The sequence below is a fragment of the Streptomyces sp. NPDC021356 genome (assembly GCF_040641015.1).
Classification (GTDB): Bacteria; Actinomycetota; Actinomycetes; order Streptomycetales; family Streptomycetaceae; genus Streptomyces.
This window is the reverse complement of sequence record NZ_JBFACU010000011.1, coordinates 259,861-284,871: the sequence shown is the minus strand read 5'-3', so window position 1 is coordinate 284,871 and position 25,011 is coordinate 259,861. Positions and strand designations below refer to the sequence as shown.

The window sequence follows — 25,011 nt, the reverse complement described above, 5'->3', positions numbered from 1 at the left end:
TTCACAGCGAGTTGGGTACGGATCTCGTCCGGGATGCGCATACCACACCAACGAGCCACGGGACGGGAAGCAACACCTTGATGATCTGCAAGCCCCAACTGCGATCCCGAAATGACGCTCGGCTCCCTCGGCGCCGAGCTGGCCGCCGCCCCCGAGGGCGCGTCCCGTGCGGGTCTCCTGCTGTGCCTGACGGCGCTGGGCGACTATGCCGGCAGCGGTCGGGCAACCGAACGCACCACCCTGGACGACATGGTCGACGCCTTCGAGGCGGTGCTTGCTCCGCTGCGGCGCGAAGCATCGGCCGCGGACTGCCCGCACGGCCCGCACGGCCACCCCGTGACCGGCGACGGCGACCCCGCCGACGACATCGCCACCGGTGTCCTGCTGGCCGCACCGGAAGGCCGCGCCCTGTACGACCTGGCGTTCCGCCGCGGCGCGGTGGTGGCCTCACCGGCATCATGGCAGTGCCCCGCCTTCCTCCTTCCGCTGGCCGAGCATGCGCTGGAACGGACGCGCGCGGACCGCGAACGTCTCTTCGGTCGCCAGGACCGGTGGCACGGGCAGGAGCAGAGCCCCGAAGAGTGACGGGACCCGATCCCCGGCCGCGGGCGAACGGGGGGCGCGGGCCCTCGGCCCCCGCCTCGCGCCGCGCCGTCAGGCCCCGGCCGGCCCTCGACCGCTCGGGGCAGCGGAGTTCCGTCGGCCGGCGCGGAACCCCTCGGTTCCCGCGGCAGGTGTGCCCAGCGCGATACCATGCGCCCGCAGAGTCGCCACGCTGCTTCTCCCCGATGTTCGGGGCGGGGGCCGCAGTTGCGCGGGCGAGGTCCCCTCCCGCCGCTGTTCTTCCGGTCGTTCCGCTCCCCATGGTGCGGCGGTGGGCATTCTCAGGCCAGCCATGTCATCACCCGTTCCATGCCTGCCTTCCAGTGACGTTCTGTCAGCGTGGCCGCCAGGTTCCCGTCACCGGCGGCCAGGGCCACGAGGATCTCCCGGTGTTCGGCGTCGGCACGGGCGCGCTCCGGAGTGCGGTGCATGTAGGCGATCTCGTACCGGGAGAGGTTGTTGCGCAGTTGACCGGCGAGTGTCGCGAGGTACTGGTTGCCGCCGAGGCCGACCAGCGCGTCGTGGTGGTGGGTGTCCAGCCCGCGCCGCCGCACGGGGTCGTCGCACTGTTCGAGTTCGCGCAGGTGGCTCGTGAGCCGCTCCATCACCTCGTCCGGGAGGGGACGGGTGACGGATCGCAGGGCCAGCGCCTCCAACGCGCCGAGGACGGGGTAGAGCTCGCCGCACTCGCGGGCCGTGAGCGGTTTGACCGTGAAACCCCGGGCGAGCGCGGAGTCCACCACCCCCTCGGCCTGGAGGCGCAGCAGGGCCTCCCGTACCGGGGTGCGTGAGACGCCCAGGGTGCGGCTGAGGGAGGCTTCGGTGAGTGGGGCGCCCGGCGTGAAGTGTCCGCTCGCGATCAGTTCGACGATCCGGGCGTAGACGCTCTCCCGGAGGGGTTCGCCGCGGGTGATGGGTTCGGGTGGGGTGGGTGTGGTCATGACCTGTAGGGGCTCTCGTCCCGGTGGCGTAGTTCGAACTCCGAGCGCATGCACAGGCTCCGCGCGTCGGTCATGCGGTCGACGGCCAGATACCCGTCGAGGTGGTCGATCTCGTGTTGCAGCAGTTCTCCCAGCTCTCCGTCCGCCCGCACGGTGTGGTGCCGACCGTCGGGTGACTGGTAGTCGACGTCGATCCAGGTGTGGCGGCGGACGGTGCAGAAGAACTGGAGAGAGAAGCTGAGGCAGCCGTCCCACACCTCCCACGTCGACTCGGCGCGCGAGGTGATGCGGGGGTTGACGAGCGTCCATGGCTGTTCCAGCCTGCAGTGGACCAGCCGCACACCGGCCCCGATCTGCGGGGCTGCGATCCCGCGGCCGTAGCCCGTGCGTCGTTGCCAGTCCGCGAGCGTGTCGTCCAGGTCCGTGATCAACGCCGCGGCCGCGGGGGCGAGGGGGACGGGCATCTCCTGCGTGGGAGCGCGGAGCAACGGGTGCCCCAGTTGAAGGGTTTCACGTATCGTCACCTCGTCTATCGTATACGATGAACAGCATGGTGTCATTGGAGCACATCGAAGAGGCCGGCCACGTCATCGCTCCCGAGTTCCGGGACACCCCCCTCTTCCAGGACGACGAGCTGAGCGCGGCACTCGGCTGTCCGATGCTCGTCAAAATCGAAACCGTCAACCCTCTGCGTTCCTTCAAGGGCCGGGGCGCCGACTACTACATGAGTTCACTCCCACCCGGTCACCGGGTCGTGTGTGCCTCCGCCGGCAACTTCGGCATGGCGCTCGCCTGGGCCGGGCGACGCCGCGGAGTGCCCGTCACGGTCTTCTGCGCGCGGGACGCCAACACGGTGAAGGTCGCGCGGATCCGTCGGCTGGGCGCCCGGGTGGTCCTGGCCGGTGAGGACTTCGACGAGGCCAAGTCCCTGGCCCGCACGCACGCGGAGCGCGAGCGCCTGACTTTCGTCGAGGACGGCGACGAGCCCCGCATCGCGGAGGGCGCGGGGACGATCGCCGTCGAACTGATGCCTGCGGCGCCCGATCTGCTCCTCGTACCGGTGGGCAACGGGGCCCTGATCAATGGGATCGGCACCTGGACGAAAGCGCACGCGCCGCACACGAGAGTCGTCGGGGTGTGCGCGGCGGGCGCGCCCGCCATGGCGCTCAGCTGGAAGGCGGGCGCCGTCGTCGCCACCTCCCGGCCGCGCACCGCCGCCGACGGAGTCGCGGTACGCCTGCCGGTGCCGGCGGCGGTGCGCACCATGTCCGAGGTCGTCGACGACATGCTGTGCGTCGACGAGGAGTCCATCGCACGTGCCGCGGATCTCGCACGTGAGCACCTCGGTCTGACGCTCGAGCCTGCCGGCGCCCTCGCGCTGGCCGCCTCGCTCCAGCACCCCGTCCACGCCGACCGGCCGGTCGCGGTCCTCACCGGCGCCAATCCGTGATCGGAACGACCGAGCATCCCGTACGACGTCAACCCGGACGTGTGCGTTCGGACTTCGGAGGCCGACCGGAGGAGGAGGAAGAAGAGACGTGATGCCGAAGGAACCGGCGGCCCGGGCGCGTTCCATTACCGTGGTCGCGGCCCTCATGACGGCGGCATTCACCTTCAACACCACCGAGAACCTGCCGATCGGCCTCATCGCCTCCGACCTCCAGGTCGCTGATCCCTCGGTGGGTCACCTCGTCACCGGCTACGGCCTCACCGTCGCAGCTGCCTCGCTACCGCCGGCACACCTGACGAAAGACGTGCCACGTCGCTATGTGCTGACGGCGGTGCTCGGCGCGCTGGTACTGGCCAGTTGGGCGTCCGCGTCGGTCGCCTCCTACGGACTGCTGCTGGCCGCGAGGGTGGTGACGGCCCTCGGCCAGGCCCTCTTCTGGGCCGTGATGGGCCCGGTCGCGGTCGGGCTGTTCTCGCCCGCGGTACGGGGCCGGGGACAGGGCCCGGGTACGTGCGCGGGACAGGGCCGGGTACGTTCGCGGGATGCCGCAGCAACCACCGCCTCGACGTGGTGAGTTGACGAGTTGACGAGCCCTTCCCGACGCCGGAGACCTGGTGCGTCAGGCCGACCGGCCTCCCGCCGCTGCCGCCAGGGCCGTACCCGCCGCGGTGAACACCGCGGCGGCGACGGGCAGGAGTGTGGCACCGATCGTGTCCAGGCCGACCGCGCCCAGGAGGCCGGCCAGGGAGACGGCAACGTAGAGGGCGGCTGCGTTCAGGGACACGCTCACCGCCGGGGCATCCGGGGCAAGGGCCACGATGCGGTGCTGCTGGGGCGTCAGCACGGAGAACGACAGCCACCCGATGAGCAGGGTGAACGGCGCGGCGGCCGCGAACTGACCGCGGGTGAGCGGCATCAGGGCGAACACGACCGTCAGCGCCGCCGCGACGGCGAGCACCACCCGCCGCGCCCCGTACCGGTCCGCGAGCCGGCCGGCCAGCAGATTGCCGCCCGTGGCTGCCACGCCGAAGACCAACAGCACGATCGCCAGCCCGTGCGGGACCTGCGCCGCCGCGGGCCCGTACACCGCGGAGATGTACTGGAAGGGGAGGTAGATCCCGATGAACACGACGAGGGTGATGGCCAGCACGCCCAGCACCCGCCGGTCGCCCAGCGGCGCCAGCCGTGCCCGCAGTCCGGCCCCGGCGGCGAGCCGTACCCGCGGCAGGCGCACCACCAGCAGCGGCGCGACCAGCAGCGGCAGGATCGTCACCAGCCACATGGTGGCCCGCCAGCCGTACGACTCCCCCACCGCTGTGCCCAGCGGCGCGCCCAGCACGAGCGAGCTGGTCAGGCCGATGTTGACGATGGAGAAGGCGCGGCCCCGGTGCCGGTCCCCGGCCAGCGCGCCGGCGGTGGTGGCGGCGTTGGGGGTGTAGAGGGCGGCGCCGAGTGCGGCGAGCACCCGGGCTGCCAGTACGGTGACGTAGTCGGGTGCCACGGCGGTCGCGGCGTTGCCCGCGGCGAACACGACGAGCGCGGTGACGAGGACGGTGCGCCGTGACCATCCCGCGGTGAGGGCGGCCAGCAGCGGGGAGCCGAGCGCGTAGGCGATGGCGAAAACCGTGACGAGCTGCCCGGCCGCGCCGAGGGAGAGGCGCAGGGAGTGCGCGATGTCGGGCAGCACGCCGGCGACGACGAAGGCGTCCGTGCCGACGACGAAGGTGCCGAAGGCCAGCAGGGCCGCGTTACCGCGCCACCCCGCGGCCGGGTCGGCCGGGTCGGACGGGTCGGACGGGTCGGACGGGTCGGTCGGGTCGGTCGGCAGGCGGTCCGGGGACGGTCCGGCCGCGGCGGACGGCGGGTTCGAGGCCGTGCTGGCCATGGTGGGGCTCCTCCGTGGCAGGCGAGTGCGGGGCGGACGGGTTCCGCTCCGGAACACCCCGAAGACGGAACCGAGCAGCACCGAGCAGCACCGAGCAGCACCGAGCAGCACCGAGCAGCACCGAGCGGCACCGAGCGGCACCGAGCGGCACCGAGCGGCACCGAGCGGCACCGAGAACGAGACATCAAACGGTACCGATCGGTTCCATCTCCGGAGTGCGGGACGGTACCGATCAGTTCCGTAATGCGTCAAGGGGGGATACCCTGGGCCCATGCCGACCCACGCGCGCGAACGGCTCCTCAAGGCCGCCGAAGAACTGTTCTACGCGGAGGGCATCCGCGCCGTCGGGGTCGAGCGCCTCCTGGCCGCCTCCGGCGTCGGACGGGCGTCGTTCTACCGCCACTTCCCCGGCAAGGACGACCTCGTGGTCGCCGTCGTGGAGGAGTACGGACGGCGCTGGCTGGCCTGGTTGCGGGAGGAGGTCGCGCGGCGTCGGGGTGACCCGCTCGCCGTGTTCGACGTGCTCGCCGAGCGCTTCGCCGCGCGCGACTTCCGCGGCTGCACCGCGATCACCACCATGGTCGAGACGGCCGACCTCGACAGTCCGGCGCACCGCGCCGCCGCCGCCCACAAGGCCGAACTCACCGACTACCTGGCGGAACTGGTCGACGCCACCGGGCGGCCCGACCCGCACGGCACGGCCGAGCACCTCGTGCTGCTGGTCGACGGCGCGATCGTCACGGCGCTCCGCGAGCGCTCGGCCGCGCCCGCGCACCGGGCCCGCACGCTCGCAGCGGCACTGCTGGACTGAGCGCGGGACGGGTAGGCACCGCGCTCGCGTCACCGGTGCGGGTGAGGCGGCAAGGCGCGTCTTTCCCGTCCGCGGCCGGGGCGCGGGAACCCGTACTCGTGCACAGTGGGCGGCTCCCTCAGCCGTAGGTTGCCGGTGGGCGGTGGTCACCCGGGGGCAGGGTGAGGTCCGCCCAGTCGAACCCGGGTGCGGTCACGCAGGTGACGAGCACGGGAGCGCTGCCCGTGGGGCGGGCGCTTTGCCACTGTCCGGCGGAAACCGCCGCCCACAGCACCTGCCCGGCCGCCGTGCCGGGACCGAGGAGGACGGTAGGGGCCGCCCGGTCCGTGGGCTGGGGAGCGCAGGTGAGGGACAGAGGGCTGCCGCTGTGCCAGAGCCACAGCTCATCGGAGGCGACGCGGTGCCGGCCTGACTGCTCCCCGGGGCTCAGAAGGCAGTGAATGGCGGTGGCGGCCGGGCGTCACCCCCGGCTGGTGTCGACCTGCTCGCCGGCCGCCCGGAGACGTCGGTACCAACCGCCCTCGGGATGCTCCTCCAGACCCAGCTGCACGGCCAGAGCCGGCCGCGTCCGCCCGGAGTCCTTCATCACCGCGCGCTCGGCCGAGTCGTTCTCGCGGTGCATCGTCGCCCCTTTCGTGAGGCCCACCATGGCACGGGAGGGCACGCCCCCCACCGTGCCAACGACTCGCCCGGCCGGATGGACACGTCTGACGCACGCGTCAAGCGATCGAAGTGAGCGACCACCTGCGGCCCTGGCTGCCCACGCCGACCGCGCCGGCCGCGAACTCGCCGTGCTGGGCAAGCCGCGACACCGCCTACGCCGGCTGGCGCACCACCACCTGGGGGCGATGGCCGGTGGCCGGCCCACCGCCGTACCTCGATTCCCCCGCCCATTTCCAGGACCCTGGTCGAAGAACTCATCGGCACGCGAGCCGTCCTGGACCGCGGCGGCCTCTACTGGGACATCCGCCCCTCCCACCACCTGCCCACCATCGAGGAGCGCGTCGCCGACGCAGGACTCACCCCCGAGGACACCGTCCTGCTCGCCGCCCTCGTCCGCGCCCTCACCGCCACCGCCCTCACCGGCTGCTGCCGCCGGGCGGAAGGAAGCGTGACGGCTGCACAAGCGGTCAGTAGTCGGTTGCTGCGTTCGTCTCGGCCCAGTGCCTCTCGGCGTCGGAAAGAGGCGGGGGCGGCACGATCCCGTTGATCATCCAGAGTTCACTGCTGGTCTCGTCGACGTGGAACTCCCAATGGAGATCAGCGTGCCGTTCGAGGTGGGGCTGGAGCATACGCTTGACCCACTGGGCAGTCCGGCGGCGCGCCTGTTCGTCAGGGTTGCGTCGGGCGATGTGGTCCACGGCGATACGAACCCCCCGCGTGGCGGGCTGCCCGCCGACGAAGAAGTCCTCGGCGCGGGCTTCGTGGAACAGCGTGACCACGTAGAACCGGGGCAGCCCGGCCCTCTCGTAATGGTCGGTGATGTCCGTGGCCAGCCGGCGCTTGTCCGCACTGTCGAAGATTCCTGGCGTGTGATGGATGTTCCACATGGGCACGGTGGTCTGTCACTCCTCGCAACTTGCGCCGGTCGGAAAACAGGCGTCGAGGTGAGAAGCCGGAGCCGGCGCCGCACCGGGCCTTCCCGGCATCCGCCCACCACGACTGCTGTGCCGTCGGGGCAACCGCAGCGTCTCCTCGCCGATCCCGAGCAACGATCTCGTCAGGCAGAGGGAACCACGTGCCAGCTGGGTAACGCAAGCGTTAGTTATCTCAACGTTAGTTATGATGGGGCCGTGGCGATGAGGTTCGAGGAGCGACTGAGCGACCGAGGCGGATGGTCGATCGGCGACGGCTGCTCGGCGGCCCGCGTGCTGGACCTGCTCAGCACGAAGACGGTGTTCCTGGTGGTCCGCGAGTTGTTCTACGGCACCACCAGGTTCGACGACTTCGTGGAGCGGGCCGGGGTCTCCGCACCGGCGGTGTCACGCGCCCTCAAGCAGTTGAAGGCAGCTCGCGTCGTCGAGTCCGTCACCTACCGGGCGCCGGGCCGGCGCGCCCGGGAGGAGTACCGGCTGACCTGCGCCGGGGAAGACCTGCTGCCGGTGTTCCTGGCATTGATGCAGTGGGGCGACACGTACCTGCAAGACGGCCGCCCGCCCCTGGCGTTCGTCGACGCCGACACGGGCCGTGCGCTCAGGGTGCGCGTCACCAGTGACGAGGCCCGGGAATCGGCGTCCCGTGACATCGAGGTCCGGGTGCACCCGGCCTGGCGACGCAAGCCGACGAAACGGTAGCCCAGTGAGATCGGGTGCTGCCAGACCGCCCGGCGGTCAGGCGGCCTGCTTCCCGCAGAGGCCCCGTCGTGCGGTTCACCGGCGGCTCGTCGGGCGATCTTGTCGGCGGTCACCCGTCACGGGTATAACTCGTCAGGTGAGCGAGATTCTGAACGAACCCGCATCCGTTGATCGTCCAGCCGTCGTCCAGTACCTGCGCAGCCGTGGCGCCGAGAGCATGCCGCACCCCGGCGGGACACTGCTGGAGCACCTGGTCCGCGTGAGCCACCGTTTGGCGGCCTGGGGCGCGGATGTCGATGTGCAGCTCGCGGGAATGTGCCATGCGGCCTACGGCACCGACGGCTTCGCCGAATCCCTGGTGAACCTGTCCGATCGTGCGGTCCTGGCCGGCCTGATCGGTGCACGGCCCGAAGCGCTGGTGTATCTGTACGGGAGTTGCGACCGGTCGGTGACATATCCTCGGCTGCACACGTCGCCCAGTCCCGCCTTCCGCGACCGGTTCACGCGACGTGACGTCGATCCGTGCACCGAGGACGTGCGGGCTTTCCTGGAGATCACCGCGGCCAACGAGCTCGACGTGTTCGAGCACGACGCGGATCTGGCGGCCCGGTACGGCCCTTGGCTGTACCGGCTGATGCGGTCCGTTCGCGACCTGGTGTCCCCAGGGGCATGGAACGCGGTGCACCTGCGCCTGGGAGGCTGCCCCTCGGGCGCGTGAGGGCGGTCGAGCTCACGCTCCGCACGTGGCACACCCGGTGGCTGATGGCCCGCATCGACTACGACCCCACGACAACCACAGACGTCGAGGGGGCCCGGGAGAGATTCTCCGCGACGGTCTGAACGCCTGGAGGGATGCCGCGATCCGGTGTCGTAGCCCCGGCCGGCATGACCATCCTCGGCATCGGAGCCGGAACCGGTCGGTCTCGGCGGCACTTCGCGACCGAATCCTGGTCACAGGGACCGCCGTCGACCCGGCGACCACTCACATCAGCGCTGGACCTGCTCGTCCCTCGCTGATACCGACCACACCTGAAACGAGGGCCACCCCCATGAGCAGTGCACAACCAGGCACGATCGCCGTGCTCGGTCCCGGCGGTGTCGGCGGTCTGCTCGCCGCACTGCTGTCACGCGCCGGCCACCAGGTGATCTGCCTGGCCGGCGAATCGACCGTGCAGGCCCTGACCCGCAACGGCATCCGCGTGCGAAGCACACGTTTCGGCGACTTCACCGCCCCCGTGGCGGCAGCGACACACCTGACCGAGCCGGTCGACGTATGCCTCATCACCTGCAAGCAGACAGCCTTGGATGCGGCACTGGAGCGGGTTCCCGCCGACGTGCTGGCCGACGGCCTGACGGTGCCGCTGCTCAACGGCGTGGAGCACCCCGCGCTGCTGCGGCGGCGCTACCGGCCCGAGCAGGTCGTGCCCGGTGTCATCCGGGTCGAGGCAACGCGCACCGCACCGGGCGTGGTCATCCACAGCAGCCCGTTCGTGCAGGTCGACCTCGCCGGCGCGACCGCGCCGGCGGACCGGGTCCGAGCGGCAGCCGCCTTGCTCGAAGACGCGGGCGTACAGACCCGAGTGTCGCCGGACGAAACCACGACGCTCTGGACGAAGATGGCGTTCCTCGCTCCCATGGCGCTCCTGACGACCCGCTACGGCATCACGATCGGCGATCTGCGCACCCGGTACCGGGACGAACTGCTGACACTGACGGACGAGGCGACAGCAGTCGCCCGCGCCTGCGGTGCGGACGCGGACGCGGATGCCGTCATCACCATGTACGACGCCTTTCCCGCGGAGACCAAATCCTCGATGCAACGCGACGCCGAGGCCGGCCGCGCCCTCGAACTGGACGCCATCGGCGGCGCGTTGCTGCGCTCGGCCGACCAGCACGGCATGACCACGCCTCTGGCCGCTAGGCTGGTAGCGGAACTGAAGGCCAGCGCGCGGGCCACTCAGTGAACCGCAGCGACAACGACTCCCGCCTGCTCACCTGCTTGCACGCCTCGAACGGCTCTGCGCCTCCCTGAAGCTCCGGCAGCTTCTGCGCAAGCCATGCCGCCCCGCCCCCGCCCTGCCCCGACGGCATCCGCGAGCAGACCACTCACGCGCGCCGGCACGAGGCCCACGGCCACACCGGCAGCGCCAAGCTGTACGTGCCCGGTGAGCGCGGGATCCTCCGACGAATCGGCGGGTGGCACAGGGGAGGGTGCTTCCGGTCTCGTACGCGTCAGGGCGCAGCGGTGCGTCGCAGCGGGTGCGTCGGCATGGTCCGCTGAACACATCCGCCGGTGTCAGGTCAACACACGTATCACCAGGGCGACAAGGGCAAGCGCAGCCATGCCCAGGAGGCCGGCGCTCGCTACGGCCCATGGGTCCTGCAACCGGCTCTGGCGGCGCCGCCAGCCTCGTACGCCCGGGGCGTCGGCTGCGCCCGCCAGGCACAGCAGCAGGGAGGGCCCCGCGCCGAGAGTGCCCACCCCGTTCCAGCCGGCGTGGGCGTGGACCACGCCGGCCAGGGCTGAGCCGCTGGCCCCTCCGGCGAAGTAGCACGTCATGTACCGCTGCGGTGGTCGAGGGCGGTCCTGGCGGCGTTGCGGATCCGCTTGGTGCGGCCGGCTTCCGCGAGGACCTCGATGGCCTCGGTGTTCGTCCCGGCGGCGGTCTTGAGCTGGAGCCAGTTGGAGGACGCGAGCAGGTCGTCCGGCTGCCAGGGCGGCTTCAGCGTGACGGCGCGGAAGAGTGACCACTCCCGCAGGCGCCGAACCAGGAACGGGTGGTCGATCGTGGCCTCGGTCATCGCCTGCGCCCACTCCTCGTAGGCCGGACCGGCGTAGCGGCCCGCGGCTCGACGGTCCAGGTGCCGCAGCACGGCGGCCCGGGCCATCGTCTGGTCCGGATCAGTGAGCACGCGGCCGACCAGAGCGACCTCGTCCGGGTCGGCAACGTGCACCAGCCTGTCGAGATAGGCCGCGTAGCGGAGGTGCTCGTCCGGGTTCCGCAGGATGTCGTGGACGTTCATGCGGCTCGCTCCTCGCGTTCGGCCAGGACGCCGTTCTCGCACCGTCCGCCGACGCGGACCAGGGACACCAGGTGGGCCCCGGTGATCGAGTGAGAAGCCCAGACGGTCCGCAGGACCGGCCCGGTGCGGCGAGATCGGCGGCCCTGATGCGGTGGCGCAAGCCGCGGGCCGTGCGGGAGCCGGGCAAGTTCCCGCTGGTTGCGGCGCTCCCCGAAGTGCGGTGAGGCGTACGGCAGTCGGCCGTGCAGCAGCGCCGGACGCGGACGGGCCGGTAATCGCCGACCTGGACGACGCCCTCGTCGTGGCGCATTCCGAGAAGCGGGACGCCACCGCGACGTGGAAGAAGTGCTTCGGTCTCCATCCGCTGAGGGGGGGCGTCCACCAGGCCGTCTTGAAGTTCCCGGCCTCGCCGCGGACCAGTCGGGCATCACTCGCCCGGCGTATGCAGCCGCCGTACCCGGGCGGGCACGGGGCCGGTGGACTCGCGGGGGACGTAGGTGGCTCGCAGGGTGTGCCTGCGGGGACGGGCCGTGGAGCCGTTGATACGGCGTACCAGGATGTCGGCGGCCAGGCCGCCCAGTTCCTGCACCGGCTGGCTGACCACGCTCAGCCTCGGCCGGACGAGTGTGGCCCAGTCGGCGTCGTCGAACCCGATGACCGAGACGTCGCCGGGGATGTGGGCGTCGAGGTCGAGCAGGGCGTCGAGGGTCCCGAGCGTGGCCACGTTGTCGGTGGTGAACAGTGCGGTGGGCCGGTCGGGCGCGCTCATCAGCTCCATCACGGCCGAGCGCGCCCAGGTCCGGTCGTATCCGGTGTGGCGGATCAGCTCAGCCCCGCGCGGGATGCCGGCGGCTCGCAGGGCCTGCCGGTAGCCGGTGAGCCGCTCGGTCGTGGTCCAGATGTCCGCACCGGGGGCGAGCTGAGTGGCGTTCTGGTCGGGGGAAGCGGAAGTGATCACCGCGATGCGGGTATGCCCTGCGCCGGTGAACCTGGACACCGCGGCCTTGGCGGCACCGCGGTTGTCGACGACGACCGTGTCCAGCGTGGCGCCGCTCAGCGCACGGTCCAGGAGGACCACGGGGATGCCGGCGGCGACAGCCTTGTCGAGGTGCCCGTGATCGGTCGCGGCGGGTGCCACGACCAGGCCGTCCACACGCCGTTCGATGAACATCTGCACCGCGGCCTTCTCCGTCTCGCCCTTCTCGTCGCTGTTGGCGAGAACGACCTGTAGGCCGGCCTTGGCCGCGACGTCGGTGACGCCCCGCACGGCGCGGGCGAAGTAGGCGTTCTCCACGTCGGCGACGACGACGCCCAGGGTGTGGGTGCGTCCGCTGATCATGCTCCGGGCCACCGCGTTGGTGCTGTAGCCCAGTTCCGCGGCAGCGGCCAGGACCCGTTCCCGGGTGGCCGCGCTGGACGAGCCGTATCCGCCCAGGACTCGGGCGGCGGTGGCCTGGCCCACGCCGGCGTGCCGGGCGACGTCGGGGATGGTGACGCGGCGCGGCGGTGGTGGGGTCTGCGGCATGGGCGATCTTTCGTGGGTGACGGGTCGGCGGACGCCGAGGAACCGGCCGATGAAATTCGGAGCCATTCAACCATTGACGGGCGGCGCCTGTCCGTGTGTAAGGTCTGGCCCGTTGGTAACGTTATCAATTTTCGCCTGCGCCGACCCCCTCTGCCTTTCTCAGGCTGGGCACGGCACCCCTGCCCGTGTCCGCCCCGATCCCGCGCCCCGAACACCGGAGGTATCACGGATGGCAACCGACCCCCTCTCGCCGCCACCGGCCGCTGGCCCCGCCATCACGCTCGTCGACGTGGTCAAGGGCTTCGGCGGTGCCGGCGCCCGGGACGCGGCGGTCGTCCGCGGCGTCGACCTCGTCATCGGCGAGGGTGAGTTCTTCTCGCTCCTCGGCCCCTCGGGCTGCGGCAAGACCACCACCTTGCGGATGATCGCCGGCTTCGAGGAACCGACCTCCGGTCAGATCCTCCTGCACGGTCGCGACATGGTCGGCGTACCCGCCAACAAGCGCGACATCAACATGGTGTTCCAGTCCTACGCCCTCTTCCCGCACCTGAGCGTCGCCGACAACGTGGCGTTCGGCCTGCGCCGCAAACGTGTGCCCAAGGACGAGATCCGCGACCGGGTCGAGAAGATCCTGCGCACCGTCGAACTCGCCGGCAAGGCCGACCGGCACCCCCGCCAGCTCTCCGGCGGCCAGCAGCAACGTGTCGCCCTCGCCCGTGCCCTGGTCAACCGCCCCCGCGCGCTGCTCCTGGACGAACCCCTCGGCGCCCTCGACCTCAAGCTGCGGCAGAGCATGCAGCTGGAACTCAAGCGCATCCAGCGCGAGGTCGGCATCACCTTCGTCTACGTCACGCACGACCAGGCCGAGGCCCTGACCATGTCCGACCGGATCGCGGTGATGAACCGCGGCCTGGTCGAGCAGGTCGGCCCGCCGCAGGAGGTCTACGAGCGGCCCTCCACCGCGTTCGTCGCCGGCTTCATCGGCACGTCCAACCTGATCGGCGGACGGCTGACCTCCGTGGGAGCGACGACCGGGGTGCTCGACCTCGGCGGCGGCCAGCGCGTGACCGTCCCGCTGCGCGGCACCCACGTGGCCGGTGAGGCCGTCGAACTCACGGTGCGACCGGAGAAGATCACGCTGGCCGCCGAGCCGGCCGACAGCGCCAGCCGCATCCGCGGCACCGTCCGGGAGGTGGTCTACCTCGGTACGTCCACCAGCTACACGGTGGACACCAGCACGGGTGCGGAGATGACGGTCTTCCAGCCCAACGACGGCAGCGCCTGCGTGTCTCCGGACCGCGGCCACACCGTCTGGCTCTGCTGGGCCACCGACCACTCCTACCTGCTCACCCGCCCCCCGACCGCGGCGGCCGCCGCGGACCCGGTTTCCCTCACCTCGCGCTGACGACAGGCGGACCCTCATGCCCGAGCACTCCACACCTTTCGCGCCCCCGCCGCGCGACCCGGCTCCCCAGGGCTGTACCCGGCGCGGCCTGCTGCGTGCCGCCCTCGGCGCCGCCGCGCTGGCCCCGCTCGCCGCGTGCAGCGTCCCCGGCGCCCGCGTGCACGTCCCCACCGGCAAGGCGGAGATCGCCGCCGCCGTCACCGACTTCTGGAGCGGGAAGAAGAAGTCGGGGAAGCTGGATTTCGTCAACTACACCCAGTACATCGACGTCGATCCCGCCGACCAGGGCAAGCACCCCACCCTCGACGCCTTCACCCGCGAGAGCGGCATCAAGGTCGGCTACGACGAGCTGATCGACGACAGCGCCTCCTGGTTCGGCAAGATCCAGCCCGAGTTCGCCTCCGGCCAGGGCATCGGCTACGACCTGATGGTCGTCGGCGGCGACAGCTACCTCACCAAGTACATCGAACTCGGCTACCTCGCCCCGCTCGACCACACCCGCCTGCCCAACTTCGCGAGATACGGCGGAGCCGCGTTCAAGAACTCCCCCTTCGACCACGGCAACGTCTACACCGTGCCCTGGCAGTCCGGCATGACCGGCATCGGCTACGACCCGGCCCAGGTCGGCCGGAAGATCACCAGCTGGCAGGACCTGCTCGACCCCAGGCTGCACGGCAAGGTCGGCATGTGGAACGACGCGGTGCAGATGGGCAACGTCGCGCTGCTGGCCGTCGGCGTGAACCCGGAGACCTCCACCCATGCCGACTGGCGCAAGGCAGCCGCCTGGCTGCGCAGACAGCGCGACGCCGGCATGGTCCGCTCCTACTCCACGGCGACCTACCAGTCCTCCCTCCAGCGCGGCGACCTGGCGGCCTCACTCGTGTACTCGGGCGACGTCTTCCAGGCCAACCAGAGCGGCTCACGGCTGGAGTTCGTCATCCCCGACGAGGGCGGTCTGCTGTGGACCGACAACCTCTGCATCCCGTCGACAGCCGCCCATCCCGTCGACGCGCTGGCGTACATGGACTACGCCTACCGGCCCGAGGTCGCCGCGAGGATCAGCGAGACCGTGCAGTTCGTCTGCCCCGTTCCCGCCGCGCAGCAGGTCGTCGCACGCGACGCGGCCGCCGCCGCCGGCAAGCGGCGCACCGTCCTCGACGCCCTGAGCACCAGTCCCCTGGTCTTCCCGACCAAGGCCGACCAGTCCAAGCTGCGCCGTCTGCGGGTGCTCGACGAAGAGGAGGAGAAGCAGTGGAACGCACTGTTCGAACCGATCTACCAGGCCTGACCCGTCGGCGGCGCCCGGGTGGCACACTGGCCCCGTACCTGATGATCCTGCCGGGCTGGCTGTGGCTGGCCGCGTTCTTCGTCACCCCGGTGATCGTGATGGTGTCGTTGTCGCTGCAGACCGGCAACTTCATCGACGGCTTCCGCCAGACGTTCCACTTCAGCACCTACGCCGACGTGGTGCGCACCTACCACGTGCAGCTGGTCCGGTCCCTGGTCTACGGCGCCGTCGCCACCGTCGCCTGCGCCGTGGTCGGCTACCCGGTGGCCTATTGGATCGCCTTCCGGGCCGGCCGCCACAAATCGGTGTTCCTCTTCCTGCTCCTGCTGCCCTTCTTCGTCTCCTTCGTCATCCGCACCCAGTCCTGGAACGTGGTGCTCGCCGACCACGGCGTCCTGCTCGGACCGCTGAAGGACATAGGACTGCTCTCCGCCGGCTTCCACCTGCTGGCCACGCCCTACGCGGTGATCGGCGGCCTGACCTACAACTTCCTGCCGTTCATGGTGCTGCCCGTGTACGTCGCCCTGGAACGGGTCGATCCCAAGGTGATCGAGGCCTCCACCGACCTGTACGCCTCCCGGACCCAGACGTTCCTGCGAGTGGTGCTGCCGCTGTCGCTGCCCGGTGTCTTCGCCGGCGTACTGCTGACGTTCGTGCCCGCCTGTGCCGACTACGTCAACGCCGGCATCCTCGGCGGCCCCTCCACGACGATGATCGGCAACATCATCCAGACCGAGTACTTCACCAACCTCGACTACCCCGGCGCCTCCGCCCTGTCCTTCGTCCTCATGGGCGCACTCTTGCTGGCCGTGTTCACCTACGCCCGGACGCTGGGCACCGACGAGGTCCTGGAGGCGGCCGCGCGATGACCACCACAACCGTCGCACCCGCGGCCGACGCACCCGCCGCGCCGCGACCACGCCGCGCCGGGCGCGGGCGCCGCCGCCCCACCCTGACTCTGTACACCGTGCTGGTGCTGGCCTGGCTGCTGCTGCCGATCGCCGTCATGATCCTGTTCGGGTTCAACGACACCGGCAGCAAGGTCAACTTCACCTGGCAGGGCTTCACCCTCCACTGGTACCGGCACCTGTTCGGCATCCCCAACCTGACCTCCGCCCTGGTCAACAGCCTCACCATCGCCGTGGTCGTCGCCGTGGTCGCCACCCTCCTGGGCACACCCATCGGGCTGGCGCTCGGCCGTCACCGCTTCCGCGGGCGGGGCTCCGTGGACCTGCTGATGTTCGCCGCCATCGCGGCACCCGAGATCGCCCTCGGCGCCGCACTGCTGTCGCTGTTCATCGTGCTGGGCGTGCCCCGCGGCTACTGGACGATCGTCATCGCACACGTGGCCTTCTGCATCCCCTACGTCGCCATCACCGTACGGGCGCGGATGGCCGGACACGACCCGACGCTGGAGGAGGCCGCCCGTGACCTGGGGGCCGGGCCGTGGACGGCGTTCCGGCTGGTCACCCTGCCGATGCTGCTGCCCGGCGTGGCCTCCGGCGCCCTGCTGTGCTTCGCCCTGTCCGTCGACGACTACGTCATCACCAGCTTCAACGCCGGCCGTACGGTCACCTTCCCGCTGTGGGTCTACAGCGCCAGCCGTACCGGCGTGCCTCCGCAGGTCAACGTCATGGGAACGCTGATCTTCGTCGGCGGCCTGATCATCGCCGGGGCGAACGTGCTGTTCTCCCGGCGTCGCGCGACCTGACCCGGTCCGGTCCGCGCTCTCTCGCACACCGGCTCACCGGCACACGCCGGCCGGTACGGAACAACCTTCGAGGAAGTCATCACCGTGCTCAAGTTTAACGAAGCCGAGTTCGTCTCCCAGACGGAGAGCCTCCTGGCGCTGCGCCCCCAGATCGAGAAGGTCGTCGACCGTCTGACCGACGAGGGCTACGACAACGTCCTCCTCGTGGGCGCGGGCGGCACGTACGCGCAGATGTGGCCCTACGAGCACCTCGCCCGGCGTTCCTCGCTGCTGCCGGTGCGGGCCGCCGTCGCCGCCGAACTCGTCGTCTCCGGCGACGCCCGCCTCGGTGAACGCACCATCGCCGTCTTCACCTCCGTCTCCGGCACCACCGACGACAGCCTCCGCGCCATCGAACACTGCAAGGCCCGGGGCGCTCATACGATCGGCTTCACCGGCTACCCCGACTCCCCCGTCGCCCAGAACGTCGACACCGCACTGATCTCCGAGCCCAAGGCCTGGCCGTTCGACGTCCAGTTGCTGTTGTTCATGGGCCGACTGCTCTCCCGCCGGGGCGAGTTCGAAGGCTACGAGCGCCTCGCCGACGAACTCGCGGGGCTGCCCCGCATCCTGGTGGACGTCGCCCGGCAGGCCGAGCCGGTGGCGGCGGCCTTCGCCGAAGCGCACAAGGACACCGACTACCACTTCCTCATCGGCGGCGGAAACCTGTGGGGATTCACCTACCTGTACTCCATGTGCATCCTCGAGGAGATGCAGTGGCTGCGCACCACCCGGGTGCACAGCGCCGAGTTCTTCCACGGCTCGCTGGAACTTCTGGAGGAGAACACCAGCGTCGTCGTCTTCCAGGGTGAGGACGAGACCCGGGCCCTGACCGACCGGGCCGAGGCCTTCGCCAAGCGCGTCTCCGAGGACGTCACCGTCTTCGACACCCGCGACTACCCCCTGGAAGGCATCAGCCCGCAGTTCCGCGGACTGCTCGCCCCGCTGGTGCTGGACACCGTGATGGACCGCGTGAGCAAGCACCTGGAGCGGGTGCGCGACCACTCGCTCGACCTGCGCCGCTACTACCGCGTCATGGACTACTGAGCCCTCTGACCGGTTCCCCTCGTCCCTCACGTCCCGCGCGCCGGTGCCCCGGCACCGGCGCGCCCACGCCGGGCGCCGTGCCTGCGCACACCGTGCCCGCACCTCGGGAGTCACTCATGAACGTCCTCGGCTTCGGCGACAACACCGTCGACCGCTTCGTGGACCGCGGCACCGACTACCCCGGCGGCAACTGCGTCAACGTCGCCGTCTACACGCACCGGCTCGGTCTGGACGCCGCCTACCTGGGGGTGTTCGGTGACGACGACCTCGGCACCGCCCTGCGCACGGCGCTCGTGGCGCAGGGTGTCGCCGTGGACCGCAGCGTCGTACGCGAGGGCACGACCTCGGTCTCGACCCTGCACGTGCAGGACGGCGACCGGGTCTTCCTCGGCTACGACCCCGGCGGCCACGCCGTCCGCCGAGCCCTCCCCCTCACCCCCGCCCTGCTCACCTATGCCGCGTCCTTCACCCTCGTGCACTCCAGCGTCTACTCCCGTACCGAGGCCGTGCTCCCCCGGCTAGCCGCGGCCGGCCCCCTGATCAGCTTCGACTTCTCCGACGAGGAGGAATACCGCACGCCCGCCTACCTCGACCGTGTCTGCCCGCATGTCGACCTGGCCCTGCTGTCGTGCTCGCACCTGGACGAGACCGCCACGCGTGCGCTGCTCACCGAGGCGGTGCGGCGGGGGGCCGGGATGGCACTGGCCACCCGTGGCCTGGACGGGGCGCTCGTGTACGACGGCCGGACCACGACCGCCGCGCCGGCCCGGGTCGCGGACCCCGCCTCCATGTCCGACACGATGGGCTGCGGAGACGCCTTCCTCGCCGGGTTCGCCGTCTCACTGCTTCGCGACGGATGGTCCCGGCGCGCTGCACCGACCCCCGAAGCCCTGGAACACGCCCTGCACCAGGGCGCGCGGGCGGCCTACCACCAGTGCTTCGTGGAGGCCGCCTTCGGCTTCGGCTGGCCGACACCAGTGGCGCGGACCGGGGGACGGGACCCCAGCGAGCAGGCACCCTGCTGACACGTCCGCGCGCGCCCGCACGCACCGCCGGCCCGACCGGCGCCGGTGTGTCTCCGACCGCCCCGGCCCGCGCGTCGACGGCCAGCACCTCGGCGCGGCCGTCGCCGGAGATGTCTCCGGACGCGACGATCCGGCTCACCACCGACCGGAAGGTGTTGTTCCAGGTGCCGAGTGTCGCCTTGTCGGTGTTCGTCCTGAACATGGTGCCCGTGCGGTTCTCGGTCTTCCAGGCACAGAAGTGGCCCGACGGGCAGTCGCCGGCCGCGGCCTGTGCGGACGTGCCGCCCGCCGGTGGAGCGGTGGGAGGGTGCGACCGAGTCACACCCGTCCGGTTCACCGCACGTCACCATCGCACTCGCGCCCCGGTGATCACCACCGCACTCATACTCCGGTGGTGGCCTCGGCCGGCCCGCGTGGTGCGGGTGCGGCCGGTCCGCCCCGGGGGTAGGGCAGGATCCCGGAGAGTACGATGCGCAGGATCTCGCGCAGTTCGAGGTGGAGCGGCACCTGCGGTTCCGCGCTCTGGGACCAGCGGTAGAGCAGGCCCAGGTAGGCGTCGCGGAGGATGTTGCCGACCCGCATGGGGTCGATGTCGACGGCGACCTCGCCCCGTCGGCGGCCCGCCTCCACGACGGTGGCGAACACGTGCCCGGCGTAAGGCTCCTCCAGCAGTGGCCGTCCCGCCTTGACCCATGCCTGGAGCATGGCGGAAGTGACCTCCCGCTCCGTCTCGTTGAACTCGGCGAGCGCCAGCATGCAGCGCTCCAGGTGCACGGTGACGCCGTCGCCGTGGGCGCGCAGGGACTCCTCCATACGCGCCTCAAGACGTTGCTTGCGTGCTTCCGCCCAGGCAGTGACCAGGTCTTCTTTTCGCTGGAAGTAGTTGAAGAACGTCCCGCGTGCGACGTCCGCGTGTTCGGCGATCTGGTCGATCGTGGTGCCGTCGTAGCCCTGCTCGGCGAACAGCGTCAGCGCGGAGGTGTAGATACGCTCCCTGATCCGCTGCTTGCTGCGCTCACGGCGCCCGGGGAGGGCGGGCTCAGCGCTCATGTGTTCCTCGCTTCTCACGACTGTGTGAGACCCCCCGGCCACCAAATTTATACCACAGTACATGGTTGGGCCGCGGTCCCCGGGCCGTCCCGCCCGCTCGCCGTTCACCTCAGCTCTCATGCCTCACCTCGCAACCTCTCAACCCCTCACCTCTCACCTCTCACCTCTCACCGGCCCTGGGCCTCGGCGAGTGCGGCCGTGTCCGGGACCGCGTCAGCGGTCGTCTCGGGCGCGGCCAGGCAGGCGGCGATCTCCCCGATCGGCTCGGGTCCCAGCAGACGCTGGGCGGTGACGTCGAGACCGAGGGAGTTCAGCCGTACCCGCAACTCGGCCGCCAGCAGCGAGTCCAGTCCCAGGCTGCGCAGTGACCGGCGCGCGTCCAGCCGCGAGGCCGAGACACCGAGGACGGTCGCCGCGTGCCGCAGCACGTCCGCGGCGCCGACCGCCGTCCCGTTCTGCGCCCGCCGGGGCGCCGGTGCCGTGGGGCCCGGGTGGCCGGGATGACCGTGGCGGGCACGGGACGGCCACGTCGGCTCGTGCCGGCGGGTGCCCGGGTGCCGCCGTACGGTGACGTCCTGAGCGACCGGGGCGCCCGGGGAGGTGAGGGCAGTGACCGGGGAGGCGAGGGCAGTGTGCGCGGGCGGCCCCGCCAGGGAGCGGCCGACGGGCTGTCCCGGCTCCGCCGTCGTGTGCCCGGTGGTCCGGGCCTGCCCCGCAGCTCCGGCAGGATCCGTGATGCGGGCGTGCTCGGCGGCCGCGGTCGGAGCAGAGGCAGTTGTCCAGGCCTGGTCGGTGGGCCAGGCATGGTCGGTGGGCCAGGCATGGCCGCCGTGGCCGGTCGGGCGGGCCTCGTCAGGTGCGCCGGCGGACACCACCGCCGGCTCTGCGGGTGTGCCGTGGGAGGCGAGTCGCCGCAGCCGTATGCCGGCGAACTCCGCTATCCGGTGCCCGTCCGCCGCCAGGAGTTGGACCTCGCAGTGGGCCTCTCCGGGCTGGGCACCCGGGGTGCAGCGGGCCAGCGACCAGTGGTCCGTGCTCAGGGCGTCGGGGTCGTCGACACGGACGTGCCCGAAGGACACCGGTACCCAGGCGCCTGGTGATGCTCCGGAGGCCGTAGGGGGCCAGGTGGCCGACATCGTCAGCAGGGCCGCCTCCAGGGCCGCGGCGGCGGGAGCGGGGGCGGGTGTGCCGTGCATCCGAGCGACGCACTCACCGGCGCCGGACCACAGTTGCGCGGCTGTGCGCAGCACGTCGTCGACCAGCAGTCCACGCGCCCGGGTCCGACGGTAGAACTCGGCGGCGGGCACGTACTCCCCGCACCGGGTCAGCGCGTCGTCGAGGAGTTCCTGCCCGCCCGGCCGCTGCGCTGCCCGCTTTGGTGCCGTCCCTGCCGTCGTCCGCAACCGTCCGCTCACCAGGACGTCGCCCTGCTCCCCGTCGCCACCGGTGGGTTCGGTGGTGACGGCAAAGGCGAACGCCTCCCGTCCGGGCAGGGCCGCGAGATCGACCCGTACGGCGGCGTCCTGCGCCCGCTCCAGTTCCAGCGGCCGGGGGCCGAACTCCACGTCGCTCAACTCCACGTCGCTCAGCGCGCCGTCCCGGTCACCGAGGGCGTCCCGGGCGGCCGTGCGCACCGCGTCGAGGTACAGCACGACGGGCACCGCGGCGGCCGTGCCCGCGCCGCGCACCCCGCTGCCCAGGGTCGGCAGCCCCAGGTCGCGGAGGGTGAACACGCTGCTGTGGCGGGCCTGCGATGCGGTGGCGGTGGCAGCGGCCGGTTCGCGGCGCAGTCGCTCCAGGTCCCACGCATACGTCGGCAGCGGCACCCGGGCGGCCGGGTCCCGGCGGCCGGTCCCCCAGCAGCGGCCCCGGTCCGTCCCGTCACAGCCGCCGTCCCGGCGGTCCGCACCGTCACAGACGTCCCGGCGGTCCGCACCGTCACAGACGTCCCGGTGGTCCGCAGCGTCGCAGCTGTACCGGTGGTCCGTAGCGTCGCAGCTGTCCCGATCCTCCGTCCGGTAGCAGCGGTCCCAGTCGACGCGGCCGCCGGCGGCGAAGACCCGGCCCAGGGCGCGCAGCAGGTTCTCCGCCTCCGGCTGCCGTCGCTTCAGTGTCGCCACGGCGGCCGGCGCCTCCCCACGTGCCCCGTCTTCCCCGCGCGCCCCGCGTTCCTGGAGGGCCGCGGTGATGGACTGGCTGAGCAGGGGGTGGGGGCTGATCTCGACGAATACGGTCTCCTCCGCCTCGGCGGCGGCACGGACGGCGTCGACGAACCGCACCGGTTCTCGCAGGTTGTCGGCCCAGTAGGCGGCGTCGAGACCGATCCCGTCGACCGGCTCGCAGCGGACGGTGGACAGCATCTCCACCCCGCCGGTCGCGGGGGAGAGGTCGGCGAGCGCCGTGAGCAGGTCCTCGCGCAACCCGTCCATGAGCGGCGAGTGGGAGGCCACGTCGACCTTCACCCGGCGGCAGAAGACACCCTCGTCCTCCAGTCGGGCGGCGATGCTCCGCAGCGCCTCGGCGTCACCGGCGAGGACGGTGGAGCGGGGCGCGTTCCGCGCGGCGACGCAGACCGTGCCGGCGTACGGCGCCGCCGCGGCGGCGGCCTCCTCCGCGTCCAGTTCCACGACGAGCATCGCCCCGCGCCCCGCCAGGCGGGACATCAGGCCGCTGCGCCGGCAGATGACCGCCGCCGCGTCGCGCACCGAGAGCGCGCCCGCGGTCCGGGCCGCGGCCACCTCGCCCATGCTGTGCCCCATGCACAGACCGGGCTCGGCGCCCTTGGCGCGCAGGGCCGCCGCCAGGGCGACCTGCACGGCCCACACCAGCGGCTGCACCACGGCCACGCCCTCCCAGGGCTCCGCCTCGTCCGAGCCGTCGCCGTGGCTGTCGCCGGCGTCGGCATCGGCATCGGCGCCCGTCAGGGTCTCGATCACCGACCAGCCCAGCTCCGCACGCACGGCCGCGTCGCACTCGGTCATCGCCCGGCGGAAGTCGGGGTCGTGTGCGAGCAGCGCGCGCCCCATGCCCCGCCACTGGGCGCCCTGCCCGGGGAAGACGAAGGCGATCCGGCGGTCACCGTCGAAGGGTGCCTCACCGGTGCCGCCGTCCGCGGTCTCCTCGCCCCGCGCGAGGGCGCGCAGCGCGTCGGCCATCTCGTCGTGGGTGGTGCCGACGGCCCACAGGCGGTGGGGGTGGCAGTCACGACGGGTCGCGGCCGCGCGGCAGACGGCGCGCAGGGAGTGGGCGCGCCCCGGGCCGCCCGCCTCCAGGTGGACGGCGTAGCGCTCCGCGAGGCGGCGCAAGGATGCGGGGGTGCGGGCGCTGAGGACCAGCAACTGCGGTTCGGCCGCTTCCGGTTCGTGCGCGGGGCGGTCCGTGGGGGGCTTGGCCGCGGGCGTCGGAGCGGAGGGCACGGACGGGGCGCCGCCGACGATCACCTGCGCGTTGGTGCCCGACAGGCCGAAGGAGGACACGGCGAGGACGGCGGACGGGCCGGCCGGGTCGAGCGGGGTGTTGCTCGCGACGGCCTGCAGGGGCACGTCCGGCTCGGTGAGGACCGGATGCGGGTGGTGCTGGTGCAGGGAGGCGGGGATCAGTCCGTGGCGGGCGATCAGCACGGTCTTGATCAGGCCGATGATCCCGGCGGCGGCCTCGGCGTGGCCGATGTTGGTCTTGACCGAGCCGACGCGCAGCGGCCGGCCGGCCGGCGGGTCCTCGCGCAACGCGTCGGCCAGGGCGCGCAGTTCCACCTCGTCGCCGACCCGGGTGCCGGTGCCGTGGGCCTCGACGTAGTCGAGCCTGCCCGCGGTGACGCCCGCGCTGCGGCAGGCCGCGTGCAGCATCCGGGTCTGCCCCGTCACGGCGGGCTGGAGCAGCAGGCCGCTGCCCGCGCCGTCGTTGGTCACCGCGCTGCCGCGCAGCACGGCGAGTACCGGGTCGCCGTCGCGCAGGGCGTCGTCCAGCCGCTTGAGCAGCACCGCGGCGACGCCCTCGCTGCGCACGAACCCGTCGCCGGAGGCGTCCGCGAACTTGCAGCGGCCGTCGGGGGCGAGCATGCCGCCCTGGGAGTAGGTGACGGCGTCGGCGGGCGAGAGTATCGCGTTCACCCCGGCGGCGACGGCCAGATCGCTCTCGCCGCTGAGCAGGCTCTGCCGGGCCAGGTGCACCGCCACCAGGGACGAGGAGCAGGCGGTGTCCACGACCAGACTGGGCCCGCGCAGATCGAGGGCGAACGAGACGCGCCCCGCGGTGACCGCGCGCAGCCGGGCCCCGGCCATGGCGTGCACGTCCATGGGGGTGTCACCGGCCTCTTCGCCGTACTCGGCGGTCGCCTGCCCCACGAAGACCCCGGTGGCGCTGCCTGCCAGGGACGACGGCCGGATACCCGCATCCTCCAGCGCCTCCCACACGACGTGCAGCAGGAGCCGCTGCTGCGGGTCCATGGCGAGCGCCTCGCGCGGGGCGATGCCGAAGAAGGCGGCGTCGAAGCCGTACAGGTCGTCGAGGAAGCCGCCGTGCCGGGAGACCGTGCGGCCCGGTACGGCGGACCGGGGCTCGTAGTAGGGCCGGATGTCGAACCTGTCCTCGGGGACGGGTGTGACGGCGTCGGTGTTGTCCACCAGGAGCCGCCAGAACGCCTCCACGTCGTTCGCGCCCGGGAACCGGCCGCCCATTCCGATGACCGCCACCTCTGTCGTGCCGCTCACGCGCATCTCCCCCTCGCCGTGTTGCCCGCATCCAAAGATAAACCGGAGTCTAACAATGACCTCGATCACCACGTGACGACGGCGGTACGGGCAGGCTACGGACGTGTGAATCAGGTGTGCGAAACGGATCTACGGGTCATATGGCAACACCCTTGGCCGAGAATCGATGTGCCCTGCACCGAAGTTGGCGCTACTGTTGGCTCA

Annotated in this window: 22 protein-coding genes and 3 pseudogenes; 14 read left to right on the top strand and 11 right to left on the bottom strand. The window is 71.8% G+C overall.

Annotated elements, in window-relative coordinates:
• Positions 1-111 precede the first annotated feature (111 nt).
• Positions 112-585 carry a hypothetical protein gene (locus AB0G56_RS17740; protein WP_360970070.1) on the top strand — a complete coding sequence of 158 codons (474 nt, stop codon included), beginning with the start codon at positions 112-114 and terminating at the stop codon, positions 583-585.
• A 299-nt stretch (positions 586-884) separates the two neighbouring features.
• On the opposite strand, the gene AB0G56_RS17735 is transcribed toward AB0G56_RS17740, so the two are convergent.
• The gene (locus tag AB0G56_RS17735) at positions 885-1,544 is read right to left on the bottom strand and encodes a GntR family transcriptional regulator (protein ID WP_360970068.1); all 660 of its coding nucleotides are present in this window, start codon (positions 1,542-1,544) and stop codon (positions 885-887) included.
• On the bottom strand, positions 1,541-2,068 hold the full coding sequence (locus tag AB0G56_RS17730) for a peptide deformylase (protein WP_360970066.1): 528 nt from the start codon (positions 2,066-2,068) through the stop codon (positions 1,541-1,543). The genes AB0G56_RS17735 and AB0G56_RS17730 overlap by 4 nt, the downstream gene beginning before the upstream one ends.
• A gap of 26 nt (positions 2,069-2,094) precedes the next feature.
• On the opposite strand from AB0G56_RS17730, the gene AB0G56_RS17725 reads away from it, so the two are divergent.
• Both AB0G56_RS17725 and AB0G56_RS17720 read left to right on the top strand, forming a co-directional pair.
• A complete protein-coding gene (locus AB0G56_RS17725) occupies positions 2,095-2,994 on the top strand; it encodes a pyridoxal-phosphate dependent enzyme (protein ID WP_360970064.1) in 900 nt (299 codons plus the stop codon).
• A gap of 91 nt (positions 2,995-3,085) precedes the next feature.
• Positions 3,086-3,487, top strand: a pseudogene (locus AB0G56_RS17720) (MFS transporter); the annotation flags it as partial.
• Between the two features lie 126 nt (positions 3,488-3,613).
• Here AB0G56_RS17720 and AB0G56_RS17715 read toward each other — a convergent pair.
• Positions 3,614-4,879, bottom strand: coding sequence for an MFS transporter (locus tag AB0G56_RS17715; RefSeq protein WP_360970062.1), 1,266 nt, complete (start codon positions 4,877-4,879; stop codon positions 3,614-3,616).
• Between the two features lie 271 nt (positions 4,880-5,150).
• Here AB0G56_RS17715 and AB0G56_RS17710 point away from each other — a divergent pair, with 271 nt between their 5' ends.
• A complete protein-coding gene (locus AB0G56_RS17710; protein ID WP_360970060.1) occupies positions 5,151-5,690 on the top strand; it encodes a helix-turn-helix domain-containing protein in 540 nt (179 codons plus the stop codon).
• 118 nt (positions 5,691-5,808) lie between these two features.
• On the opposite strand, the pseudogene AB0G56_RS17705 reads toward AB0G56_RS17710, so the two are convergent.
• Positions 5,809-6,138: pseudogene (locus tag AB0G56_RS17705) on the bottom strand (cupin domain-containing protein); the annotation flags it as partial.
• 12 nt (positions 6,139-6,150) lie between these two features.
• A complete protein-coding gene (locus tag AB0G56_RS17700) occupies positions 6,151-6,354 on the bottom strand; it encodes a hypothetical protein (protein ID WP_360970058.1) in 204 nt (67 codons plus the stop codon).
• Positions 6,355-6,422: 68 nt separating this feature from the next.
• Here AB0G56_RS17700 and AB0G56_RS17695 point away from each other — a divergent pair, with 68 nt between their 5' ends.
• Positions 6,423-6,827, top strand: coding sequence for a glutamate-cysteine ligase family protein (locus AB0G56_RS17695; RefSeq protein ID WP_360970057.1), 405 nt, complete (start codon positions 6,423-6,425; stop codon positions 6,825-6,827).
• On the opposite strand, the gene AB0G56_RS17690 is transcribed toward AB0G56_RS17695, so the two are convergent.
• Positions 6,821-7,240: a tautomerase family protein gene (locus tag AB0G56_RS17690; RefSeq protein ID WP_360970090.1), complete on the bottom strand. Its 420-nt coding sequence runs from the start codon at positions 7,238-7,240 to the stop codon at positions 6,821-6,823. The two genes, AB0G56_RS17695 and AB0G56_RS17690, sit on opposite strands and share 7 nt — an antisense overlap.
• Positions 7,241-7,489: 249 nt before the next feature.
• Between AB0G56_RS17690 and AB0G56_RS17685 the strand changes: the two genes are divergently transcribed.
• The 3 genes from AB0G56_RS17685 (at position 7,490) to AB0G56_RS17675 (ending at position 9,948) form a co-directional block, all read left to right on the top strand.
• The gene (locus AB0G56_RS17685) at positions 7,490-7,984 is read left to right on the top strand and encodes a helix-turn-helix domain-containing protein (RefSeq protein ID WP_360970088.1); all 495 of its coding nucleotides are present in this window, start codon (positions 7,490-7,492) and stop codon (positions 7,982-7,984) included.
• A gap of 136 nt (positions 7,985-8,120) precedes the next feature.
• Entirely contained in the window at positions 8,121-8,702 is a 582-nt protein-coding gene (locus AB0G56_RS17680; protein WP_360970055.1) for a DUF6817 domain-containing protein, read from the top strand.
• Positions 8,703-9,033: 331 nt separating this feature from the next.
• Positions 9,034-9,948, top strand: coding sequence for a 2-dehydropantoate 2-reductase (locus AB0G56_RS17675; RefSeq protein ID WP_360970053.1), 915 nt, complete (start codon positions 9,034-9,036; stop codon positions 9,946-9,948).
• 592 nt (positions 9,949-10,540) lie between these two features.
• Here the strand turns inward: AB0G56_RS17675 and AB0G56_RS17670 are convergent.
• Both AB0G56_RS17670 and AB0G56_RS17665 read right to left on the bottom strand, forming a co-directional pair.
• Complete coding sequence (locus AB0G56_RS17670; RefSeq protein ID WP_360970051.1) at positions 10,541-11,008, bottom strand: hypothetical protein; 468 nt, start codon at positions 11,006-11,008, stop codon at positions 10,541-10,543.
• 427 nt (positions 11,009-11,435) lie between these two features.
• Positions 11,436-12,533, bottom strand: coding sequence for a LacI family DNA-binding transcriptional regulator (locus tag AB0G56_RS17665; protein WP_360970049.1), 1,098 nt, complete (start codon positions 12,531-12,533; stop codon positions 11,436-11,438).
• A gap of 229 nt (positions 12,534-12,762) precedes the next feature.
• On the opposite strand from AB0G56_RS17665, the gene AB0G56_RS17660 reads away from it, so the two are divergent.
• The 6 genes from AB0G56_RS17660 to AB0G56_RS17635 all read left to right on the top strand — a co-directional run bounded on the left by AB0G56_RS17660 (position 12,763) and on the right by AB0G56_RS17635 (position 19,048).
• Complete coding sequence (locus AB0G56_RS17660; protein ID WP_360970047.1) at positions 12,763-13,938, top strand: ABC transporter ATP-binding protein; 1,176 nt, start codon at positions 12,763-12,765, stop codon at positions 13,936-13,938.
• A gap of 16 nt (positions 13,939-13,954) precedes the next feature.
• A complete protein-coding gene (locus AB0G56_RS17655; protein ID WP_360970045.1) occupies positions 13,955-15,226 on the top strand; it encodes a spermidine/putrescine ABC transporter substrate-binding protein in 1,272 nt (423 codons plus the stop codon).
• A gap of 41 nt (positions 15,227-15,267) precedes the next feature.
• On the top strand, positions 15,268-16,095 hold the full coding sequence (locus AB0G56_RS17650) for an ABC transporter permease (protein ID WP_360970043.1): 828 nt from the start codon (positions 15,268-15,270) through the stop codon (positions 16,093-16,095).
• On the top strand, positions 16,092-16,937 hold the full coding sequence (locus AB0G56_RS17645) for an ABC transporter permease (protein ID WP_360970041.1): 846 nt from the start codon (positions 16,092-16,094) through the stop codon (positions 16,935-16,937). The genes AB0G56_RS17650 and AB0G56_RS17645 overlap by 4 nt, the downstream gene beginning before the upstream one ends.
• An 84-nt stretch (positions 16,938-17,021) precedes the next feature.
• Complete coding sequence (locus AB0G56_RS17640) at positions 17,022-18,023, top strand: SIS domain-containing protein (protein WP_360970039.1); 1,002 nt, start codon at positions 17,022-17,024, stop codon at positions 18,021-18,023.
• 116 nt (positions 18,024-18,139) lie between these two features.
• Entirely contained in the window at positions 18,140-19,048 is a 909-nt protein-coding gene (locus AB0G56_RS17635; protein ID WP_360970038.1) for a PfkB family carbohydrate kinase, read from the top strand.
• 142 nt (positions 19,049-19,190) lie between these two features.
• Here AB0G56_RS17635 and AB0G56_RS17630 read toward each other — a convergent pair.
• The 3 genes and pseudogenes from AB0G56_RS17630 to AB0G56_RS17620 form a co-directional block, all read right to left on the bottom strand.
• Positions 19,191-19,370, bottom strand: a pseudogene (locus tag AB0G56_RS17630) (peptidase inhibitor family I36 protein); the annotation flags it as partial.
• A gap of 59 nt (positions 19,371-19,429) precedes the next feature.
• A complete protein-coding gene (locus AB0G56_RS17625; protein ID WP_360970036.1) occupies positions 19,430-20,098 on the bottom strand; it encodes a TetR/AcrR family transcriptional regulator in 669 nt (222 codons plus the stop codon).
• A 167-nt stretch (positions 20,099-20,265) separates the two neighbouring features.
• Entirely contained in the window at positions 20,266-24,807 is a 4,542-nt protein-coding gene (locus AB0G56_RS17620; RefSeq protein WP_360970034.1) for a beta-ketoacyl synthase N-terminal-like domain-containing protein, read from the bottom strand.
• Between the last annotated feature and the right edge of the window lie 204 nt (positions 24,808-25,011).

Excerpts from the sequence above, each read along its gene's own strand:
- AB0G56_RS17740 (WP_360970070.1), top strand. The coding sequence starts at position 112 with ATGACGCTCGGCTCCCTCGGCGCCGAGCTGGCCGCCGCCCCCGAGGGC.
- AB0G56_RS17735 (WP_360970068.1), bottom strand. The coding sequence starts at position 1,544 with ATGACCACACCCACCCCACCCGAACCCATCACCCGCGGCGAACCCCTC.
- AB0G56_RS17725 (WP_360970064.1), top strand. The coding sequence starts at position 2,095 with ATGGTGTCATTGGAGCACATCGAAGAGGCCGGCCACGTCATCGCTCCC.
- AB0G56_RS17715 (WP_360970062.1), bottom strand. The coding sequence starts at position 4,879 with ATGGCCAGCACGGCCTCGAACCCGCCGTCCGCCGCGGCCGGACCGTCC.
- AB0G56_RS17710 (WP_360970060.1), top strand. The coding sequence starts at position 5,151 with ATGCCGACCCACGCGCGCGAACGGCTCCTCAAGGCCGCCGAAGAACTG.
- AB0G56_RS17690 (WP_360970090.1), bottom strand. The coding sequence starts at position 7,240 with ATGTGGAACATCCATCACACGCCAGGAATCTTCGACAGTGCGGACAAG.
- AB0G56_RS17685 (WP_360970088.1), top strand. The coding sequence starts at position 7,490 with ATGAGGTTCGAGGAGCGACTGAGCGACCGAGGCGGATGGTCGATCGGC.
- AB0G56_RS17675 (WP_360970053.1), top strand. The coding sequence starts at position 9,034 with ATGAGCAGTGCACAACCAGGCACGATCGCCGTGCTCGGTCCCGGCGGT.
- AB0G56_RS17670 (WP_360970051.1), bottom strand. The coding sequence starts at position 11,008 with ATGAACGTCCACGACATCCTGCGGAACCCGGACGAGCACCTCCGCTAC.
- AB0G56_RS17665 (WP_360970049.1), bottom strand. The coding sequence starts at position 12,533 with ATGCCGCAGACCCCACCACCGCCGCGCCGCGTCACCATCCCCGACGTC.
- AB0G56_RS17660 (WP_360970047.1), top strand. The coding sequence starts at position 12,763 with ATGGCAACCGACCCCCTCTCGCCGCCACCGGCCGCTGGCCCCGCCATC.
- AB0G56_RS17655 (WP_360970045.1), top strand. The coding sequence starts at position 13,955 with ATGCCCGAGCACTCCACACCTTTCGCGCCCCCGCCGCGCGACCCGGCT.
- AB0G56_RS17650 (WP_360970043.1), top strand. The coding sequence starts at position 15,268 with ATGATCCTGCCGGGCTGGCTGTGGCTGGCCGCGTTCTTCGTCACCCCG.
- AB0G56_RS17645 (WP_360970041.1), top strand. The coding sequence starts at position 16,092 with ATGACCACCACAACCGTCGCACCCGCGGCCGACGCACCCGCCGCGCCG.
- AB0G56_RS17635 (WP_360970038.1), top strand. The coding sequence starts at position 18,140 with ATGAACGTCCTCGGCTTCGGCGACAACACCGTCGACCGCTTCGTGGAC.
- AB0G56_RS17625 (WP_360970036.1), bottom strand. The coding sequence starts at position 20,098 with ATGAGCGCTGAGCCCGCCCTCCCCGGGCGCCGTGAGCGCAGCAAGCAG.